This window comes from Nocardia sp. NBC_01388 (assembly GCF_045040085.1).
In the GTDB taxonomy this organism is placed as follows: Bacteria; Actinomycetota; Actinomycetes; order Mycobacteriales; family Mycobacteriaceae; genus Nocardia.
On record NZ_CP109553.1, the window covers coordinates 7,440,981 to 7,459,524 of the forward strand.

At 66.7% G+C, this 18,544-nt stretch carries 18 protein-coding genes and 1 pseudogene; 6 read left to right on the forward strand and 13 right to left on the reverse strand.

What is annotated here, in order from left to right; genetic code table 11:
- The first annotated feature begins 151 nt into the window (after positions 1 to 151).
- On the forward strand, positions 152 to 721 hold the full coding sequence (locus OG716_RS35160; protein WP_405134631.1) for a Uma2 family endonuclease: 570 nt from the start codon (positions 152 to 154) through the stop codon (positions 719 to 721).
- Between the two features lie 38 nt (positions 722 to 759).
- On the opposite strand, the gene OG716_RS35165 is transcribed toward OG716_RS35160, so the two are convergent.
- A complete protein-coding gene (locus tag OG716_RS35165) occupies positions 760 to 1,473 on the reverse strand; it encodes a PAS and ANTAR domain-containing protein (protein WP_405134632.1) in 714 nt (237 codons plus the stop codon).
- Between the two features lie 335 nt (positions 1,474 to 1,808).
- On the opposite strand from OG716_RS35165, the gene OG716_RS35170 reads away from it, so the two are divergent.
- The gene (locus OG716_RS35170; RefSeq protein WP_405134633.1) at positions 1,809 to 2,180 is read left to right on the forward strand and encodes a helix-turn-helix domain-containing protein; all 372 of its coding nucleotides are present in this window, start codon (positions 1,809 to 1,811) and stop codon (positions 2,178 to 2,180) included.
- A 445-nt stretch (positions 2,181 to 2,625) separates the two neighbouring features.
- Here the strand turns inward: OG716_RS35170 and OG716_RS35175 are convergent, their stop codons facing one another.
- The 3 genes and pseudogenes from OG716_RS35175 to OG716_RS35185 all read right to left on the reverse strand — a co-directional run.
- A complete protein-coding gene (locus OG716_RS35175; protein ID WP_405134634.1) occupies positions 2,626 to 3,225 on the reverse strand; it encodes a methyltransferase family protein in 600 nt (199 codons plus the stop codon).
- 224 nt (positions 3,226 to 3,449) lie between these two features.
- Positions 3,450 to 3,899, reverse strand: coding sequence for an SRPBCC domain-containing protein (locus OG716_RS35180; protein WP_405134635.1), 450 nt, complete (start codon positions 3,897 to 3,899; stop codon positions 3,450 to 3,452).
- Positions 3,896 to 4,042 (reverse strand): annotated as a pseudogene (locus OG716_RS35185) (acyl carrier protein); the annotation flags it as partial. The gene OG716_RS35180 and the pseudogene OG716_RS35185, both read right to left, overlap by 4 nt.
- Here OG716_RS35185 and OG716_RS35190 point away from each other — a divergent pair.
- Together OG716_RS35190 and OG716_RS35195 are read left to right on the forward strand one after the other, a co-directional pair.
- Positions 4,006 to 4,494, forward strand: coding sequence for a hypothetical protein (locus tag OG716_RS35190; RefSeq protein ID WP_405134636.1), 489 nt, complete (start codon positions 4,006 to 4,008; stop codon positions 4,492 to 4,494). The pseudogene OG716_RS35185 and the gene OG716_RS35190 sit on opposite strands and share 37 nt — an antisense overlap.
- 176 nt (positions 4,495 to 4,670) lie before the next feature.
- A complete protein-coding gene (locus OG716_RS35195) occupies positions 4,671 to 5,090 on the forward strand; it encodes a hypothetical protein (protein WP_405134637.1) in 420 nt (139 codons plus the stop codon).
- 83 nt (positions 5,091 to 5,173) lie between these two features.
- On the opposite strand, the gene OG716_RS35200 is transcribed toward OG716_RS35195, so the two are convergent.
- Positions 5,174 to 5,812, reverse strand: coding sequence for a DUF4097 family beta strand repeat-containing protein (locus OG716_RS35200; protein WP_405134638.1), 639 nt, complete (start codon positions 5,810 to 5,812; stop codon positions 5,174 to 5,176).
- 453 nt (positions 5,813 to 6,265) lie between these two features.
- On the opposite strand from OG716_RS35200, the gene OG716_RS35205 reads away from it, so the two are divergent.
- Entirely contained in the window at positions 6,266 to 6,739 is a 474-nt protein-coding gene (locus tag OG716_RS35205; protein ID WP_355119728.1) for a MarR family transcriptional regulator, read from the forward strand.
- 269 nt (positions 6,740 to 7,008) lie between these two features.
- Here the strand turns inward: OG716_RS35205 and OG716_RS35210 are convergent, their stop codons facing one another.
- The 7 genes from OG716_RS35210 to OG716_RS35240 all read right to left on the reverse strand — a co-directional run bounded on the left by OG716_RS35210 (position 7,009) and on the right by OG716_RS35240 (position 15,149).
- Positions 7,009 to 7,365: a hypothetical protein gene (locus OG716_RS35210; protein WP_405134639.1), complete on the reverse strand. Its 357-nt coding sequence runs from the start codon at positions 7,363 to 7,365 to the stop codon at positions 7,009 to 7,011.
- The gene (locus tag OG716_RS35215; protein WP_405134640.1) at positions 7,362 to 7,835 is read right to left on the reverse strand and encodes a hypothetical protein; all 474 of its coding nucleotides are present in this window, start codon (positions 7,833 to 7,835) and stop codon (positions 7,362 to 7,364) included. Before OG716_RS35215 ends, OG716_RS35210 begins: the two co-directional genes overlap by 4 nt.
- 73 nt (positions 7,836 to 7,908) lie before the next feature.
- Positions 7,909 to 9,603, reverse strand: coding sequence for an allophanate hydrolase (gene atzF, locus OG716_RS35220; protein WP_405134641.1), 1,695 nt, complete (start codon positions 9,601 to 9,603; stop codon positions 7,909 to 7,911).
- A 28-nt stretch (positions 9,604 to 9,631) separates the two neighbouring features.
- The gene (locus OG716_RS35225; RefSeq protein WP_405140123.1) at positions 9,632 to 11,566 is read right to left on the reverse strand and encodes a 5-oxoprolinase/urea amidolyase family protein; all 1,935 of its coding nucleotides are present in this window, start codon (positions 11,564 to 11,566) and stop codon (positions 9,632 to 9,634) included.
- A gap of 590 nt (positions 11,567 to 12,156) precedes the next feature.
- Complete coding sequence (locus OG716_RS35230) at positions 12,157 to 12,774, reverse strand: urea amidolyase associated protein UAAP2 (protein WP_405134642.1); 618 nt, start codon at positions 12,772 to 12,774, stop codon at positions 12,157 to 12,159.
- The gene (locus OG716_RS35235) at positions 12,771 to 13,520 is read right to left on the reverse strand and encodes a DUF1989 domain-containing protein (RefSeq protein ID WP_405134643.1); all 750 of its coding nucleotides are present in this window, start codon (positions 13,518 to 13,520) and stop codon (positions 12,771 to 12,773) included. Before OG716_RS35235 ends, OG716_RS35230 begins: the two co-directional genes overlap by 4 nt.
- Positions 13,521 to 13,580: 60 nt before the next feature.
- Entirely contained in the window at positions 13,581 to 15,149 is a 1,569-nt protein-coding gene (locus tag OG716_RS35240; protein ID WP_405134644.1) for an amino acid permease, read from the reverse strand.
- A gap of 220 nt (positions 15,150 to 15,369) precedes the next feature.
- On the opposite strand from OG716_RS35240, the gene OG716_RS35245 reads away from it, so the two are divergent.
- Positions 15,370 to 16,020 (forward strand): TetR/AcrR family transcriptional regulator, encoded by a 651-nt coding sequence (locus OG716_RS35245; RefSeq protein ID WP_405134645.1) that lies wholly within the window; start codon positions 15,370 to 15,372, stop codon positions 16,018 to 16,020.
- 64 nt (positions 16,021 to 16,084) lie between these two features.
- Here OG716_RS35245 and OG716_RS35250 read toward each other — a convergent pair whose 3' ends face one another.
- A complete protein-coding gene (locus OG716_RS35250; RefSeq protein WP_405140125.1) occupies positions 16,085 to 18,277 on the reverse strand; it encodes a TerD family protein in 2,193 nt (730 codons plus the stop codon).
- Positions 18,278 to 18,544: the final 267 nt, after the last annotated feature.

Here is an 18,544-nt window from a genome sequence, read left to right on the forward strand (position 1 = left end):
CGGTGACGCCCGCAGAATTTGTGCGTCACCGGCGAGTCGCGTGCCGGTTCTCGCTAGCCTCAGCCCAGGTCACAACCCTGCTTCGTCCGGTTCGCTGAGAAAGGAGGTGGTTGCGTTGGCTATGCCGGTGCCTGAGGTCGACAATTCGGGTATGCACGTTCCCGAGTCCGACCGCTGGATCGCGACCGATCTCGACCACCTTCCCGAGAACGGTCTCCGCTACGAGGTCCTGAATGGTCAGCTCATCGTGAACGCCGCGCCGAAACCGATCCACCAGTGGGTGGTCACTGAATTGCGAGATGCGATCAAACCGGCGCTACCCCCCGGTGCCTTCGCTCTTCTAGGGGTTGGTGTGCTCATCGGCGACGACGAGCCGATTCCGGACCTGATGATTGCGGCCGATCCCATCCCGTGGACCGACCGTGGGATTGCGGCCGATCAAGTCATGCTGGCCGTCGAAGTGGTATCCCGGTCGACGACCTTAACGGATCGAATGGTCAAGCCGGTGCTGTACGCGGACGCTCGCATCCCGAACTACTGGCGCATCGAGACCAATCGTTTCAAAGGGCAGCTGCCCGGTGAGTCCTTGCCGGTGCTGTTTGCGTTCGTACTCGACGACGACGGCGAGTACCAGCTCGCGCACCGTGCTCCCGCTGGCGAAATTGTCACTCTGCACAGCCCCTTCGAGTTCACCGTCGATCCAGGGACATTGTTGCCGTAGTCGGCTGGGCCCTTTGCCAGGCCGCCCTGTGGAGTGGGTTACCTGTTTGGATCGGTGAGATCGGTGAGATCGGTTGGCGGGTCGGGTTGTTCGTGCATGGTGAGCAGCAGGTGGTCGAACTGGGTGCGGACCTTGACCGGGGCGCCGTCGAAGGCGTTGACCGCGGTGATGAGTTTGGTTGCCAGGGTGCGCAATTTGGTGTTGGTCTCCTGAGAGCGCCACTGCAGCACTCGGAATGCCTGTTCGGCGTCGATGCCGTAGACGAACATCAGCACGCCCTTGGCCTGATCGATCACCGAGCGGGCCTCGACCACGTCGGGTAGGGCGTCGGTGAGGGCATCGCGTCTGCTCTGATCCAGCGGGACCGTCAGATCGATGTAGTAGCCGGTCGTTCCGACGGTGGCGCCGGTGTCATCGTGCATGCGGTCGCCGACGACCAGGACGTGGTGCACAACGCCGGCGGTGTCGATGATGCGGTGCCGGGAACAGAACGCCTCACCGTGACGGACCGCGGCGGCCAGGGTTTCGGCGACCGTGTCGCGGTCATCGGGATGCTTGTGTGCGAGCAGCAGCTCCGTGGTCGGGACCACCGTGCCGGGTTCGTAGCCGTGCAGGGCTGCGACCTGATCGGACCATGCCCAGCATTGGTCGGCGAACCTGAACCAGAAGCTTCCGATCAGGTACGGACTGCCCGCGGCGATCTGCGCCAGGCTCGGCTGGCGGGCGCCAGTGTGCGAAACGGTGTCGGTCACGGGGGAGATTATGGGGCTCTTCGACAGCAGCGACAAGAGGTAAACGCGTTACCGTGGCGAACAAAATCTGCGGTGACGGGTGTAGACATTTGTCGCGAGGCGGTATACATTCACTGTCGTTCGAATTGAAAGATCCGGTAGCTCGCAAGACCGGCGTTTCAGGAGGTGGTGGTCACTGAGTAGTCCCATACCGGTACCGCGTCCCGGAAAGCATCGGGGGCGGTGTACCAGATCGGCCCTATGGGCCGGTGAGCAGTCAATTTCCGATACGTAAATCTCCAGGCCCCGGCGCACAGTGCGCCGGGGCCTGACGGCGTTGAATCATGAGAGGTGCTGTGCAGCAACCGAACCCGAACCCCGCCGATGGCGCCAGCGCCGACGACAAGCTAGACGACGATGACTACCCCGCCTACAGCATGGGCAGGGCCGCCGAAATCCTCGGCGTCACCCAATCCTTCCTGCGCGGCCTCGACGCCGCCCACCTACTGACCCCGCAGCGGTCCGCAGGCGGCCACCGCCGCTACTCCCGCTACCAACTCCGAATCGCCTCGCGCGTCCGCGAACTCGTCGATGCCGGCAACACCCTCGAGGCGTCCTGCCGCATAGTCATCCTCGAAGACCAACTCGCCGAAGCCCAGCGCATCAACGCCAACCTCCAAAACGCCCTCGACGAGCGCACCCCAGAAGACCCACCCCAACCCGGCTGACCAGCTCGACATCCACAGTTTCGATCTGGCGAAGGCCCGACTCACACTCCTTCGTCGTGAATTCCTGGCTGAAGCGGCTTGCCGGTGGACTGCCACACTGGCCCGGGGCCCAGGTGCGGCGGATTGCCCTAGTTGATGTGAATTCACCTGCAGAAGTGATCTTTTCGTGCGATCAGCGCATGAATTGGTCGAAATCCCGTCGACGAGGCGATGGATTGCACGAAAAGTTCACCTCGGGTCGATGCGCGGAATTGGCTCAATGAGTGCGCAAGCGGGCCGGCTTCAGGTGGCCGACGGCCAGTAGGTCTTCGCTACGCCGCGGCGGCACGGCTCATGACCCGCTACAGCGGTGGCTTCCGTGGTGTGGCGGAGGCTGGTTTAGTGGCGATGCGGGTGTTCGCTGATGGGAGGTTGGCGGGAGCGACAGCTGTTTTCTGCGAACGGTTCACAACACGAAGGGGATCAGCCTTTTTGTGTGGGACATATAGCGGCGGTAGGGCTCGCCGAGGTCGGCGGCGAGGGCTTGTTCTTCGGCGGGGATACGTTTGACGTAGCCGAAGGCGAGGACCAGGACTGTCAGTGGGGCCAGCCAATTCGTGTAGGCGATGGTGAAGCCGAGGGCGCAGATCAGGGCGCCGGTGTAGGACGGGTGCCGGACGAAGCGGTAGAGGCCGGAATCGACGACAATCTGGCCGGGCGCGGTGTGGATTTTGAAAGTGAACGACTCGCCGAGTTGGCGAACGGCGGCCAGCCTGAGACCTTGGCCGACGACGGCGATGAGCAGGCCTGCGATGAATACCGTGCCGCCGTGCCCGGTGATCACCGTCCGCGGTACGAGGGCGCTGATCAGCGCACCGCCGACATACGAGGCGAGCAAGCCGATGCCAACCCATCGCCCCGAGCCGCCGTCGCGGTTTTTTGCGCCGAGCGCCGGACGGTTCCGACCTATGCGGTACTCGGAGTAGACCCAGGCGGCGAACGCGGCAACGATGACGACCGCTGCCGCCGCATTGGCCGCAAAATACGGAAGTGTGCGGTCACCCATGAGTTTTCACCGCAGCTGCCCTACCGTGGCGAGTCCTCGCGTCGGCTGTTTCGACCATCATTCGGTGTACGGCCATCGAGTCGATGCTTGCCTTCCATGCGTTGAATCCGGTTGCCGGGATGCGTCGTGATTCGAGAACGATTCTCCGCTCAGGTCGCGAGATCGCCCGGCTCATTGGACCAGAAGGCCCGACTCCAGAATCGGAGGCGGGCCTTCTCTCGCCGTTATATCAGAGGGTGGATCACCTCGCCGAGGCGCGGCAGGATGAGACGCTTCCAGCTTCGCTCCATGGCGTTGCGGGCCATCTTCTGTCGACGGTCTGTGATGTCGAAACCTGTCTGCGTCAAGAGAAGTCGGGTACCGCGGCCTTGTGGACGCATCGTCCAGTCGACGATCCACCTTGCGGGATATTCGGCCCGCGAGTACGTCCAGCTGTAGGTCAACTGGTCGCCAGGACGGGCCGCCAGCACTTCGCAGGCGATTTCATCGATCGATGAGTCCGGGGTGGTGAATCGGAAGCGGGTTCCGGCCCTTGCGGCGAATCCGGTCGGACGAAGCAGCCAGCGCTCCAGCAGATCCGGCTCCGTCAGCGCGCGCCAGACGGTCTCCGGCGGTTGCGGGAAGAAGCTGCCGAGTTCGACCGCGACGGGATTCAACTTCGCATCGGCTATCACTCAACACGTCCTTCCTTGAATTTCGACTCCAAATAGTCTGCTATCAGCGGCTTTTCGGTCTCCATCTTTTGTACGTAGGTGACTGCGTCGTTGACTGTGCGCAGGCTTGCCATGTCCTCGTCGGGGATCTGGACGCCGTACTTGTGTCCCGGAACCGCCCGCCGATCCGTCCGTCGACGAGGTTGTCGCCTACGCCGAATTGGCCGCGCTTGCCGCTGATCCCGAATTCAACCGGGCGGTGCGACAGCAGCTCTGGCGGAATCAGCCGGAGTTGATCCGGAACCCTCGCGAATTGTATGTCGATGTAGGCGAATTGATGACGGATGTGGTGCCACTCGTATCGGAGGGCGTACGGCCGCACGGCGGCAAAGAGCTCGATCGATTTGTCAATGCCCATGCCGGTGCGCGAGGACAACGCGATTCCCCGAGTTTCCGCGAGCAATTGCTGCTCGACGCCACCGACGCCGACCGCCGGATCCATCGCTACTGGACTCTGACCGGGAAGTTCTTCGGAGCGCGCATCACCGTCGGACAGGCCCACAACTGGGTGTACAACGCGCTCGCCCACTCTTCCGGCCTGCAACAGGCGGAGTAATTTTCGGAATTGACCGAAATGTCCTACTGACGATTCGTGCGAATTCTGGTCAGGTTCTGACAATCGCGGAATTGTGGCCGTATGGTCACGGCGGCAACGAATTCCAGTGAGGGAAACATGACCGAATCGCATGAGTCTCGACACCGCCGCCCGAATTCGCCGGGGGCGGTCGATCAGTGAAACGCGGGCTGAAGATCGCCGGAGTCGCCTGCGCCGGCATTGCCGCAACGCTGGGAGTTGCGACCGGCGTCATGCGCGGCGGGCATGATCCGCACACCGTGCCGGACGGGCGACGCTCGGGGAGCGTGGTCACCGCGCTACCGGAGGCGAGTTGGTCGGGTGACGACGTACTGACCGTCGATGCCGCCGGCACCGAAGCCGAGCATTCGATTCCACCGGGTCGCTATCGCGTGCAGGTGATCCACCCGGTAACTCCCGGAACGGTGGCACGGTGTTCGGCCCGACCGTGTTCGGCGCTGGCGAATTTCATCGACGGCATGATCGCATCGGGTACGGACACGAACGCCATGGTCGAGATCATGCCCACGGATCGGGTCGTCGACCTGGTGAACGTGCGGCTCACCGCAATCGAATAGCCGCGCGAAGACCGAATCGCCGAAGGCCCCGAGGATTCGGGGCCTTCGGATCGGATCGGTCGCCACCTCGAAGGCAAGGCGCGTCACACAGCGGTGGAGTGCCCGATGGTGATGTTGCCGAACGAGGTTCGCGCGAATACCTGCACGATGTCCTGGTCCGCCCCGCCGACCGGCCCCAGCTGATTCTGCACGGTGCCGTTCTGGGTATTGGTCTGCAGCCGGGCCGCGCTGCCCGGGCGGATGCCCACCTCCAGATTGCCCATGGAGGTCTCCAATCGGACCACGCCGTGCGAGGCCGCACCGATGCGGATGTCGCCCTTGGCGGTCTTCGCGGTTACCGAACCACGCGTGCTGTCGATGTCGATATCGCCGGCCGACACCGCCAGATCGCACTCGCCGAGTTCGCCGGTGCCTCGCAGCTTGCCTTCTCCGGCGGTCGCTGTGAATCGGGATCCATTGGGCGCCTTGATGATCACTTCGATCGACTGGTTGCTGCCGAATGGGGAGTGCGTGCGCCACCCCTTCGGTGCCTGCACCGTCAGCGCGCCCGCGGCGAAATCGACCCGAGTCTGCTCGGCGGCGTGCACATCGGCCTTCTTGGAGGCATCGGCCGGCCGGACCTCCACGACGGTATCGGTGCGGTCGGAGGCGATGACCGTGACATTGCCGGACAGCGTGTCGACGGTGATGGCGATCGGTTTCTGGGTCTGGAAAGTAGTCATGACCTGTACTCCTGCGGTATTCGCGCCCCGGGGGCCGCGGCTGCTGTGTTACTGACAGGAACTACTTTCGCGGGCTCGGCTGATGCCGACCTGACGCCGGCCTGATACGCCCGCTGACACGATGTCCGGCCCGGAATCACAGTCGAACCGGATGGGACCGCCGTACGTATCGTGGTTGAGGACATCGACTCTGGCGCTGCTTGGAGGGGTTATGACGGCTGGTGGGCAGTTGGCGCTGCCGCAGGGTCTCGCCGGCGAAGCTTCGGGGTTCGGCCAGCCGGATCTGCTCGGCCGGATTCACCAGTGGCGCACGGAAAACGGCCACCCAGCGTGCTGTGCTCATGGGAACCTCGATTTAGTTGCGGTGCGGAATATTGCGTTGGCAAAAATCTACTCGATTTGTTCCGCGTGTCAACTATCCGCAAGGCAATGGTCTGGTCTAGGTTTGTCCCCGTGGATCCCAAGCATCTCTTCGATGACCCTCGCCTGACCGCCGTCGGCCTGCTGTTCGAGGCCCACGACGGCGTGATCGCCCGGCTCGGGCCGACCTGGAAGGCCAGCGGGCTCTCCGCGCTCGACCTGAATGCGCTTATGCGGCTGAGTCGTTCGCCCGGGCGCAAGCTGCGGATGACCGATCTGGCGACCCAGACCAATCTGTCCACCAGCGGTGTCACCAGACTGGTGGATCGCTTGGAGCGCAATGGATTCGTTCGCCGCGAGGCCGATCCGGGTGACCGCCGCAGCTCCTACACCGTGCTCACCGCCGCCGGCGCGACCCGGGTGGCCCGCGTCCTCCCCGCCTACCTCGACGGCGTCGAGCGCTGGTTCACCGGCCTGCTCGCCCCGGAGCAATTGGACGCCCTCACCTCCGCGCTGCGCATCGTCCGCGACACCGCCAATCCGGAAGCCACCCACACCACGGACTGACCCCACCCGTTCCCGCCCGCCCCTGCGATGCCGTCGTCTCGGTAGCGGCCCTCCATCACAGGGGGCCCGCCCCCACCCGAATGGCCGAACTACTCACCCCCGGAGGCACACTCGCCCTCCATCCTCCCACTCCGCACCTACTCCGAAATCCGCTCCCTGACCCACCGCACCCTCCCCGGCTCCTGCTACCGCCGCCACGTCTACTGGCGCTACTCGATCACCTGGACCAAGCAGGCTCCATGAGCCGCAATCGGCCGCCTGCGCAACTGTCATCGCTCTGTCGACTTGGGATGTCCGGTACCGGCGTAAACGATCCACGCAGTTCGCCTCTCGTCATCAACGAGGTACCAGATCCGGCCGCCGCTGGTTACCTCGTATTGCCAGCGTTCCAGTGCGGCTCCCTTCCAGTTGGCTGATCCGAGGGAGCCTTTCAGGCGGTGGTGGCGGTCCGGGTTGGTTGCCTCTCTCGGGTCGGCGCGGATTGTGTCGAAGGCTCGGCGGAGGTTGACGGGGGCCTGCTGGGCGAGCTGGTCCCGGCCGGTGGCGGCTTCCGTTGTGGCGAAGCGGATTTCGAACTCCGTGTGCAGGGGTGGTGGTGCGCCGCGGTCGCCGCGCTTCGGGCTCACTCGTCGGCTCCCGGTGGTGATGCCGGGCCGAGATCGCCCTCAGGATCCTGGGTGACCAGTTTCAGCAATGCGGGATCGGCGTGGATTTCGGCGGTGTTGCGCCACTGGGTGAGGAGTGTGGCCAGCGGGGCGAGATTTTCGAGTGCGGCTGCGCCCCCGGCTACTTCGACGAGTTCGGTGACGAACTGATCGACGTCCTTATCGGGCAGGAAGGTGATCCACGGGACGGCGTCGGGGAGTACCTCCCGTACCGCGCCGGCCCCGAATTTGCGGACGACGCCGGCGAGCAGGCGCGCGGTGAAATCGACCACCGCGCCCTCTGCGTCCAGTTGCTCAACCCGCATCAGGGCCAGATCTCCGGCGTCGCGGCGGCGCAGGCGCAGAGCGCGCACCTGGTCGAGGCGACCTGTGGTGACGGCGGGCTTGTGTAGCAGCTCGCTGAAAGGGACGACATCGTAGGCAGCGCTCATGACATCCACACTACCTCGGATGTTGACCTATTGTGGCGGCATACCGCTGGTGGGTGCTTTGCGGGGTGACCTCTCAGCCGACGGCGTCGGCGGCTAGGGCGGCTTTCCAGCCGGGGTATTCGCTGAGGTCTTTGGCGGATTCAGCGGCCGCGCCGGTGCAGCTGAAGCCGGGGCGCCAGGTGCCGTCGGAGAGTTCTATGGAGCCCAGTTGCATCGGGGTGGGGAGGTTGGCGAGGAAGTGGCCGAGGGCGGCGGGGGAGAGGAGCCAGCGTTCGGCGGTGATGGTGGCGCCGGGGGTGCCTTCGGGGAGGCGGGTTACGGCTGGTTTGGGTGGGATGGTGGTGAGGGCTGCCAGGCGGTAGTTGGGGGAGGTGTGGACCTCACCCGCCCAGCGGGCGCCGAGGGTGGTGAGTTGATGTTCGAGGGGCTGGCCGCGCAGGTGTGCGCCGAAGACGATCAGGTCCAGGTGCGGCGCGACTCGGAGGGGCCAGGCCGGATCCTCGAGTGGCGCTGACTCGGTGGCCGGTGCGGATGCCTCGTGACTGTTCGGGCCGAGAGGGTTGGGGACGGCTGTGGATGAATTCGGTGCTGCGGCAATGAGGGTGGCGATGTCGTAGGCGACGGCGTCTTCGAAGGCTCGGGCCAGGACGGTGACGCCGAAGGGGGAATCGCCGGCGGTGCCCGCGGGGACGGCGACGGCGCACATGTCGAAGAGGTTGCAGAAGTTGGTGTAGGTGCCTATGCGGGAATTCACGCCGATGGGGTCGGCTGCCACCTCGGCGAGGGTGGGATGCGTGGGGGCGGTGGGGGTCAGCAGGGCATCGGCGCCTGCGAGACTCGCCATGGCCAGCGTGCGCAGGCGCTCCAATTCGGCCAGGTCCGTGACCAATCGGTGGGCGGGGATGGTGCGGGCGGCGCGAATGATCGAACGCACGGTGGGGTCGGTGGAGTCGGGGTGGGCGTCGACGAAATCGCCTACCGCGGCGTATCTCTCGGCAACCAGTGCGCCGTTGTACAGCAGTTTGGCGGCGGCGAGGAACGGCTCGGGATCGATCTCGACGATGGTCGCGCCGCTCTCCCGAAGAGCGGCGACGGTGCGTTCGAAAGCACTGTGCCACAGGGGATCCAGATCGGGGAGAGCGTTGAAGACCGCCACGACGGGCGCGGGCGGGGCGGCCAGTCGCGTATCGGCGGGCCACGGGCGGTGTGGTGCGCCAGCCGCCATGACACCCATGGCACGGTTGGCCAGTACCAGGTCGGCCGCGAAAATGGTCACGCAGTCGTAGGAGCGGCAGGCGGGAACCACACCGTCCGTGGAGACCACGCCGATCGTCGGTTTGATGCCGACGAGGCCGTGCAGTGCCGCCGGGACCCGGCCGGAACCGGCGGTATCGGTACCGATGGCGATATCGGCCTCGCCGCGCGCCACGGCCACCGCGGACCCGGAACTCGAACCGCCGGAGATGTATTCGGGACGCAGCGCATTCTCGACCGCGCCGTACGGCGAGCGGGTGCCGACCAGGCCGGTGGCGAATTGATCCAGATTGGTCTTGCCCGCCACCACCGCACCGGCCGCCCGCAGGGCGGCCACGACGGCCGCATCCTGGTCCGGAAGATAGGCGTAATCGGGGCAGCCCGCGGTGGTCGGCACTCCGGCGACATCCACATTGTCCTTGACCGCCAGCCGCAGACCCGCCAACGGTCCTGTCGCGCCGGCGGTTTCGGCGATCACCTCGGCCTCGGGGCGGCGGTGGATCCACACAGTCATGCTCGGGTCTCCTGTCAGTGGTTCGAGTTCACGGCGTTTCGGTCAGCTCGCCGGCTTGTCGCCACGAATTACGTTCGGCAGTAAAGGCTTCCGATTGCTTGGCGCGGAATTCCCCGATGGACTCGGCATTGTCGGTGAGGAAGCGGCGGTAGTCGGCCAGCCGGAACTCACCGTCCGCCGCGAGCAGTTCACCGCGACCGGCGGCCACATCGGAGCGCAGATCCAGCAGCTCCTCGCCGCTCACCGGATACCAGCTGATGCGGTCGAAATACCGCAGCAGCCAAGGATCTTCGCCCACACCGGTGGAGCGGTGATTCCACACCTGGGTGGTGCGGCCGACGAACTGGTAACCGCCGGGGCCCTCCATGCCATAGATGCACAGGTACGCGCCGCCGATGCCGACCGCGTTCTCCGGCGTCCAGGTGCGGGCCGGATTGTATTTGGTGGTCACCAGGCGGTGCCGCGGGTCGGTGGGGGTGGCGACGGGAGCGCCGAGATAGACGTCGCCGAGACCGAGAACCAGGTACTCGGCGGCGAAGACGGTATCGAAAACATCGTCCACCGAGGGCAATCCGTTCATCCGGCGGATGAACTCGATATTCCACGGGCACCAGGGGGCGTCGGCGCGCACACCGTGCATGTAGCGGGTGATGGCCTCCCGCGTCGACGGATCGTCCCAGGACAGCGGCAGGCGCACGGTGCGGCTGGGCACCACCAGTTCGTCGGCGGAGGGCAGTTCGGCCTCCACCTCACCGAGCAGGTCCAGCAGCTTGCCGGTGGGCAGGCGATCGGGGTCGGTGCGTACCTGCAGCGAGCGCACGCCCGGGGTGAGCTCGGTGACACCCGGCTCCGCGCGTTCGAGCAGCGCCTGGTGCAGGGCGTGCACGCGGGCGCGCAGCTCCAGATCCAGTGTCATATCGCCGTATTCGACGAGCAGGCCGTCATTGCCCGCCCGGCGATAGGTGACGGCGGTTTCCGTGCCCTCGCGCCGGGCCACGATGCCGTCGTCCCCGTCGCCGCCGGAGGACAGCACGATCGGCCAGGCCGCCCGGCGTGCGGCGCCCAGCTCTCGTAGCGAGGCCGCGCGATCGGCGCGCACCGGGACGAAGCGCACGCTGTCACCGGGGGTGAGCTGGCCCAGCTTCCAGCGATCGGCGGCCACCACGGTGACGGGGCAGACGAAGCCGCCCAGACTCGGGCCGTCGGGGCCGAGCAGGATCGGGGTGTCGCCGGTGAAGTCCAGTGCACCAATCGAATACGCGGTGTCGTGGATATTCGACGGGTGCAGGCCCGCCTCGCCGCCGTCCTGTCGCGCCCACTGCGGTTTCGGGCCGACGAGGCGGACACCGGTCCGATCGGAGTTGAAGTGCACCTCGTAATCGGTGCCGACAATGGTGTCGAAGTCGCTGCGGGTGAAGAACTCCGGCGCACCGTGCGGGCCCTCGGTGACGGCCAGCTCCCAGCGCCGGGTGAGCACCGGCTGGTCATCGCCGGGCACGCCCGCGCTCACCTTTCCGGGCAGGCCGAGCGCCAGCCCATCGTCGACCGCGAGCGCCCGACCGGTACCGCCGCCGAACTTGCCGAGTGTGAAAGTCGCACGGCTACCCAGATATTCGGGCACATCGATGCCACCGGCCATCAGGATGTAGCTGCGCATTCCCGGTCCGCGCACCGCGCCGACATCCAGTACGCCGCCGGCCGGAACCAGCACGCTGCGCCACTGCCGCACCGGACGGCCGTTCACGGTGACGGGTACCGGCGCACCGGTGACACACACCCAGGTAGGTGCGTCGAACCGCAGCGCCGGTCCGCCGAGCGTGCATTCCAGCCCGGCCGCACCCTCCGAATTCCCCAGCGCGCGATTGCCCAGGCGGAACGACAGATCATCCATCGGCCCCGAAGGCGGCACTCCCACATGCCAATACCCGACGCGGCCGGGCCAATCCTGCACGGTGGTCTGCATACCGGGGCGAACGACATGAACCGTCCGGGCGGCGGGCGCGCCGTCGGCCGGCGAGACCGGCTCGTCCTCGAGCACCGTGGCGGTGCGGTCCACTGCGGCGAGATCCGCGGTGGGGGAATGACCGACCGACCTGAGAATGCCCTCCGTGCCGGAGCCGTTCACCGCGCTGGAAATGTCTGCTGCGGCTGGGGCTTGTGTCGTGCCGGGGCCGTTCACTGCGCTGGAAATGCCTGCTGCGGCTGGGGCTTGTGTCGTGCCGGGGCCGTTCACTGCGCTGGAAATGCCTGCCGTGGCTGGGGCTTGTGTCGTGCCGGGGCCGTTCACTGCGCTGGAAATGCCTGCCGTGGCTGGGGCTTGTGTCGTGCCGGGGCCGTTCACTGCGCTGGAAATGCCTGCCGTGGCTGGGGCTTGTGTCGTGCCGGGGCCGTTCACCGCGCTGGAAATGCCTGCCGTGGCGGGGATGTGCGTCGTGCCGGAGACGCTCACTACCGCAGCGTGTTCCGCGGGAGTGAGGCCGCGCGACGCGGCGTCGTCCGCGGGGCCTTGCTGCGGTGTCGATGCGGCGACCGTGTTCTCCGGGAGCGTTGTCGTCATCGTGTCACCACCATTCGCACCGGTGTGGGGTCGAAACCATTGCAGGGGTTGTTGATCTGCGGGCAGTTCGAGACCAGGACGAGGGTGTCGATATCGGCGCGCAGGGTGATCTTCTTGCCGGGCGCGGAGAGGCCGTCGACAATGCCGAGGGTGCCGTCGGCCTCGACCGGGACATTCATGAACCAGTTGATATTCGAGACCAGGTCGCGCTTGCCCAGGCCCCACTTCATGCCCTCGGCGAGGAAGTTCTCCACGCAGGCGTGCTGGTACCGGGTGTGATGGCCGTAGCGGAGCGTATTCGACTCCTGCGAGCACGCGCCGGCGACGGTGTCGTGATTGCCGACCTCGTCGGCGACCACGGTCATGAGCGCGGTTCCGGCATCGGTGCGCAGCACACTGCCCGTAGTGAGGAAGATATTGCGCTGCGCCGCGACGGTGGCCTGCGCGCTGTAGCGCTCGGTGTGATCATCGGCCGCGTAGAGCAGGCAGTCCACCGCCTGATTGCCGTGCAGATCGATGATCTCCAGCTGCTCACCCGCGCGCACCACGGTCGACCAGGGTGCGCGGGCGGGGACGGCCTCGTCGAGGACGATGGTGCGGGACGAGGTGATCATGCGAGGGCCTCCAGAGTGCGGGCGTGCCAATCCAGTTCGGTGTTCTGCACCGCGCGCAGGTATTCCGGGTCGGTACCGAGCTGCTGCGCCAGCTCTTCCGGTGCGGACCACGCCACCAGATCGAGATCCGTGATGGGAGTGGGATCGAGGGGATGCGCGGCATTGGCGACCAGCACCGTGACCGGGAGCTGGATGAGCAGCTCGACCGCGCCGCCCGGTCCGGCGCTGCCGGTGGAGACGAGCCCGCCGTCCGAATCCACTCGCACACCGCGGAAGAAGGACACGGTCGGCCCGATATCGCGCGGCTCCAGGCCCTGTTTGACCCCTGCCATCCGCAGCCGGTCCCGTGCGTGTGCCGAGGTTCCGCAGAGGGTGTCGTGATGATCGGAGGAATCGGCGACGATGGTGGCGAGCACGCGGCCCTGATCCGACAGCAGCGGATGCCCGGCACCCAGGTACGCCTGCCACGGCACCTTCACGGTATCGGCGACATTCAGCCGCTCCCAAGGTGATTCGGCGCGCAGCAGCAGCAGATGCGCACACGCCGCACCCCTCGGATCGGACAGGCGCACCCGGGTGCCGCGAGCGACCACGATATTGGCATACCCGCCGGCGGGAATCCGCTGTGCGAAGGTGATTTTCGCCGAATCCACACCTTCCGGCAGCTCGGGGCCGCTGATGGCCGCCCCCGCAGCCTGTGATCGTGCGTGCGCCCGCGCGCTCGAGGTATCCGCGGTGTTCGTCATTGCTACTCCTTCCATGCGCCGCCTGCCAGCGGCCGATGGGTATCTCGGATGGCGTGTGGTTCAGGCGGGTTGGGCCAGCGGACCGGCGCTCTCCCTCGGCGTCGCGGGGGTGACGAAGCGGAGTACGACCGCGCCCGCACCGATGGTCACGAGGACGAAAAGCGGTGCGGCCCAGAGCATCCACCAGCTGCCGCCGGCGGGGGTGTACACCTCCGGGCGCGGCCAGGCCAGGTTCACCGCCATCGCGATGCCCCACACCACCGCCAGGGCATTGATCGGAATTCCGTAGCGGCCCAGGGCGAACAGCGGGGCGCCGGACTCGCTGGTGCGGTCCTCGGCGGGCCAGCCCTTGATGCGGCGCACCAGCAGCGGCACCGTCACCAGCAGATAGGCGAGGTAGAGCGTCACAATGCAGACGCTGGCCAGGGTCGCGAAGATGGCGGCATTGCCGAGGTTCAGCACCAGCAGGCCGATGCCGAGGACGCCGATCACCACGGACGGCAGCACCGGAGTGCCGAAGCGGGGGTGCACGGCGGCGAGGCGCTCGGAGAAGGGCAGCCGGCCGTCCCTGGCCATGGAGAACATCAGGCGCGAACCGGCGGTCTGAATCGCCAAGGTGCACACCGTGATAGCGCATGCGACGCAGGCCAGTACGACCTTGCCCGCCGGGCTGTCCAGCTTGGCTTCGATGACATAGGCGAGGCCGCCGCTGCTCAGCGAACCGTCCGTGAGACTCGGTGCGGCCATGAGCGCGCCCAGCAGAATCAGTCCGCCGCCCAGGGCCGAGACCGCCAGCGCCGTCAGAATGGTGCGCGGCGCCACCTGCCGCGGATTCTTGGTCTCCTCGGAAAGCTCACCGGCGGAATCGAATCCGACCATGACGTAGGCGGCCATGAGTCCGGAGACCAGGAAGGCGCCCCAGTACGGCCCGGCCGCGGCCTGATCGGTGTGCATGACAACACCCGGGCCGCGATCGGCATGGGTGAAGAAGACCGCGATCACCGCGATGACGCCGATGATCTCGATGGTGACGCCGAGTGAATTGATGCGCGACATCCAGTCGATGCCGACCACATTGATCAGCGTGGTCAGCGCCAGCAGGATGCTGCCCAGCAGGACGGCGTTCACCGCGCCGTCGTGCGAGGTCAGCGCGCTGTCGGTGCCCACCATCTGGAAGCCGCTCCAGATCGAGGGCAGCACCACCTGCAGCGCGATGGCGGCCGCGGCGGCGGTGACGATCTGCGCGATGATCATCATCCAGCCCGCGAACCAGCCCACCAGCTCACCGGCCAGGCGTCGCGACCACTGGTAGATGCAGCCCGAAATCGGGTAGCGGGCAGCCAGTTCGGCGAAATTCAGTGCCACCAGGAACTGGCCGGCGAAGACGATCGGCCAGGTCCAGAAGAAGGCGGCGCCCCCGAACGAGTAGCCGAAGCCGAAGAATTGGAAGATGGTGGTGAGGATCGACACGAAGGAGAAGCCCGCGGCGAAGGAGGCGTACCGGCCGAGCTTGCGGTGCAGAACGGGCTGGTAGCCGAAGCCCTCCAGATCGGCGCTGTCGGCATTGACAGTGCTCAGGGCGCTGTTCGGCGGGTGGTTGGGGACGATGGAATCGGCGGAGGCAACCATGGCTAATCCTTCGCGAGCGGTGAATATCTATCGCTTGAAAGTTTTCCCAGTGCGATCGCTCGCGCGATGACGTCGAGGTATCCGTCAGATGGCGCGCCGTAACTTCTGCATTGCCGGTATTTCTATCGAATGACAGAAACCTCACCCGGCGTGGTCAGCGGCTGTCAGCAGCGTTGATAGACCAGCGGGTCATGGGGATCGGCAGTGCAGAATGAATCCCGTGACCCAACTCGGACCCGGACGTCCCCGCCTCGAACCCCGCCGCCGGGAGGGGCAGACGCCGCGCGCCGAGATCCTCGACGCGGCCGCCGAACTCTTCACCAACAATGGGTACGGCAGCACCTCCACCCGGGGGATCGCGGACGCCGTCGGCATTCGGCAGGCCTCGCTGTACCACCACTTCGCGTCCAAGGACGACATCCTGGACGCACTGCTCGCGGGAACCATCACCGCACCACTGGAATTGGCGGAGCGACTGGCCGCGGCGCCGGAATCGGCGGCTGTGCGGCTCTACGCGCTGGCGCGATTCGACGTGAGCCAGCTCTGCGCGGCGCGCTGGAATCTGGGCGCGCTCTACCTGCTACCGGAGCTGCGCAGTGAGCGCTTCGCGGCCTTCCGCGCCCGGCGCGACGAATTGCGCGGGCACTATGAAACCCTCGCCGTCGCAGTCATTGCCGAGGCGGGGGCGACGGCGGTGCCCGGTGCCGAACTGCTGCCGTTCCGGCTGGTCGAATCCGTCATCAATATCCGCTCGGACGAGGGCACGCCGCCGGAGTACGCCGGACAGCTCATCCCCGATGCGGTACTCCAGCTCCTCGGCTGGAAGGGTGACCTCGCCGAAACCCGCACCGCCGCAGCTCATTTGATGTGACCTGGCCTGTCATTCCGGGCTGGACCCATCATCCCGGCATGTTTGTGGCCGGGATCGACAGCAGCTAGGACTTGCCCTTCGACGTGCCCCACTTCAGCTCCCAGCGGTAAGCCTGATCCACAGCGATCTTGCCCCAGAAGCGGTGTCCGTCCGGCGGGCGCACGAAGGTGCCCTCGCGCCGAACCACCAACTCGCCGTTGATGTTCTCGATCAGCGCCAGCACCATCTCGCGGGAGTCGTCGACGCAGCCGCTGACCTCGATCTCGATGGGCGGGGAATTGCGCGGGTAGAGGGTTGCGGTGGCGTGCACGCCCCGGAAATCCTCCGCGCCCTCGTACAGCGAGGCGAAGACCAGGATGCGGCGGAACTGGGTGGTGTGATCGAGATTGATGGACAGGTTCTCGCCGGTCGCGCTCGCCCCGGTCCTATCGTCCTGATCCAGCTCGATGAATGGGGCGCGCTGCAGCTTGCCCATGGTGTCGAGCGGACTGATGCAGCCCTTGGAGCCGTCGGTCAGCTCCCAGAAGCAGCACAGATCCAAATCCAGCCCGCCATTGCCGCCGCGCTTACGCCCGAACAACCCACTCGTCGCGCCCGGCACCGACCAATTCAAATTGATCCGCATGATCCCGCCGGTCGCACCCTGCTTGGTCAGCGAGACGGCCGGTGCGTCCTTGGTCAGCGAAATCTTGCCCAGATTCACCCGCGGCGTCGCGCCGGGGCCCGATGGCTGCTGAAGCTGCTGTGGTGGAACCGGATTCGCGCCCGACTGATATGGCGGAGGCGGCTGATTCCCGCCCGGCTGATAAGGCTGCGGCGGAATGGGATTCGCGCCCGACTGCGTGGGCGGGGTCGGTGGCGCGAACTGCGGCGGAGCCGGATAACCGCCCGGCGCAGGCGAATACGACGGCTCCGCGTATCCGGCGGGCGGAGGATACTGCCCGGCCGGGGGCTGGTACTGACCAGCGGGCGGGTACTGGCCCGCAGGCTGTTCCGAGTACCCGGGAGGGAGCGGGTACTGCCCCCCGGCGGCCCCGTACTGCCCGGCGGGAGGAGCCGGATATTGGCTTGCGGAAGGGTCCGAGTACTGCCCGGCGGGGGGTGGGTACTGCCCGGCGGAGGGGCCCTGGTGCTGCCCCGGCGGCGGTGGGTACTGGCCGGCGGGCGGCGCGTATCGACCGGCGGGTGGCTCTGGGTACTGGCCCGGAGGCGGCGGATATTGCCCAGCAGGCTGCCCTGTGGGGGGAGGGCCGTATTGTGCTGCGGGGTCCGGATATTGCCCAGCGGGCTGCCCTGTCGGAGGAGGAGCGCCGTATTGCCCTGCGGGGCCCGAATATTGCCCTGCGGCAGGCGGGGAACCGTATTGCCCTGTGGGTTCGGGGTATTGGCCTGCGGGCGTCGGTGAACCGTATTGCCCGGCCGGTGGCGGGTACTGTCCCGGCGGCGCGTATCGGCCCGGCGGTGGTGGGAACTCGCCCGGGGCGGGTTCGCCGAATGCCGGTGGCGTTGGCGGCTGCTGCGGGTTGTAGCCTTGCGGCGCTGCGTAATTCGGCTGGGGTGGGGCGGAATGTGATGGCGAACCCGACGGCTGGGGAATGCCGTACGATGGCGAACCGGCCGGCTGGGGCAGCGGGGGTGCGGCGGGCGGGAATGCCGGGGGTGTGGTCTGGGAAGGCGCGGCGGGTACGGGCGGCGGGGGAGCTTGGGATGCGGGTTGGGATGCAGGGGATTGCGAGGCCGGGGCGTCGTCGACGGTGATGCCGAAATCGCTTGCGAGGCCTGCCAGTCCGGTGGCGTAGCCCTGGCCTACGGCGCGGAACTTCCAGGCGCCCTGGCGGCGGTAGAGCTCGCCGAGGACGAAGGCGGTTTCCGAGGAGGCGTCGGTGCTGTCGAAGCGAGCGAGCTCCGCGCCGCTGCTCGCATCGACCAAACGCACGTGCAGTCCGGGCAATTGGGCGAAGGTGCCGCCGTCCGAGGAGGCGGCGATGACGATGGTTTCGATCTGCGGCTCGACCTGCGCCAGATTGACCGAGAGCGCATCGGTGACCTGCGGGCCCTGCTGCTTCCCCTCGTGCCGCACCGCCCCCGATGCGTGCTCCGGCTGGTTGTAGAAGACGAAATCGCTGTCCGACCGCACCCGGCCTCCGGCCAGCAGCAATGCTGACGCATCGGCGTCCGGAACGCCGGGACCCGACTGCCACCCCAGCTCGACCCGTACCGCGGTGGCCACCACCGGAACGTTGGAACCCTTCATCATCGACACAGCTTCAAACGTATCCGATTCGGACATCGGCTGTCCCGCTTCGATACCGGTGAGAGCAACTCGCAATACGGCGCGGAACGGCCGTCCCGAGTGGTCGCCGGACCTGTGGGGACGGGACCTTGTTGCCGTGCCGACTGCGAGGCGGAGAATTGTGCCAGTTGTTCGCCGGCCACCCCATCTCTTGTTCAGCAAATATTCAGCGGCAGGGCAGGGCTGTGTAGACGCGCCGTATCGGGTAGGTATAGCTGAGTTCATATACTC

What these genes read in the sequence shown, in the direction of transcription:
- OG716_RS35160 (WP_405134631.1), top strand. Translation starts at nt 152, where the DNA reads ATGCACGTTCCCGAGTCCGACCGCTGGATCGCGACCGATCTCGACCAC.
- OG716_RS35175 (WP_405134634.1), bottom strand. Translation starts at nt 3,225, where the DNA reads ATGGGTGACCGCACACTTCCGTATTTTGCGGCCAATGCGGCGGCAGCG.
- OG716_RS35200 (WP_405134638.1), bottom strand. Translation starts at nt 5,812, where the DNA reads ATGACTACTTTCCAGACCCAGAAACCGATCGCCATCACCGTCGACACG.
- OG716_RS35215 (WP_405134640.1), bottom strand. Translation starts at nt 7,835, where the DNA reads ATGAGCGCTGCCTACGATGTCGTCCCTTTCAGCGAGCTGCTACACAAG.
- atzF (WP_405134641.1), bottom strand. Translation starts at nt 9,603, where the DNA reads ATGACTGTGTGGATCCACCGCCGCCCCGAGGCCGAGGTGATCGCCGAA.
- OG716_RS35225 (WP_405140123.1), bottom strand. Translation starts at nt 11,566, where the DNA reads ATGCAGACCACCGTGCAGGATTGGCCCGGCCGCGTCGGGTATTGGCAT.
- OG716_RS35230 (WP_405134642.1), bottom strand. Translation starts at nt 12,774, where the DNA reads ATGATCACCTCGTCCCGCACCATCGTCCTCGACGAGGCCGTCCCCGCC.
- OG716_RS35235 (WP_405134643.1), bottom strand. Translation starts at nt 13,520, where the DNA reads ATGACGAACACCGCGGATACCTCGAGCGCGCGGGCGCACGCACGATCA.
- OG716_RS35240 (WP_405134644.1), bottom strand. Translation starts at nt 15,149, where the DNA reads ATGGTTGCCTCCGCCGATTCCATCGTCCCCAACCACCCGCCGAACAGC.
- OG716_RS35250 (WP_405140125.1), bottom strand. Translation starts at nt 18,277, where the DNA reads ATGATGAAGGGTTCCAACGTTCCGGTGGTGGCCACCGCGGTACGGGTC.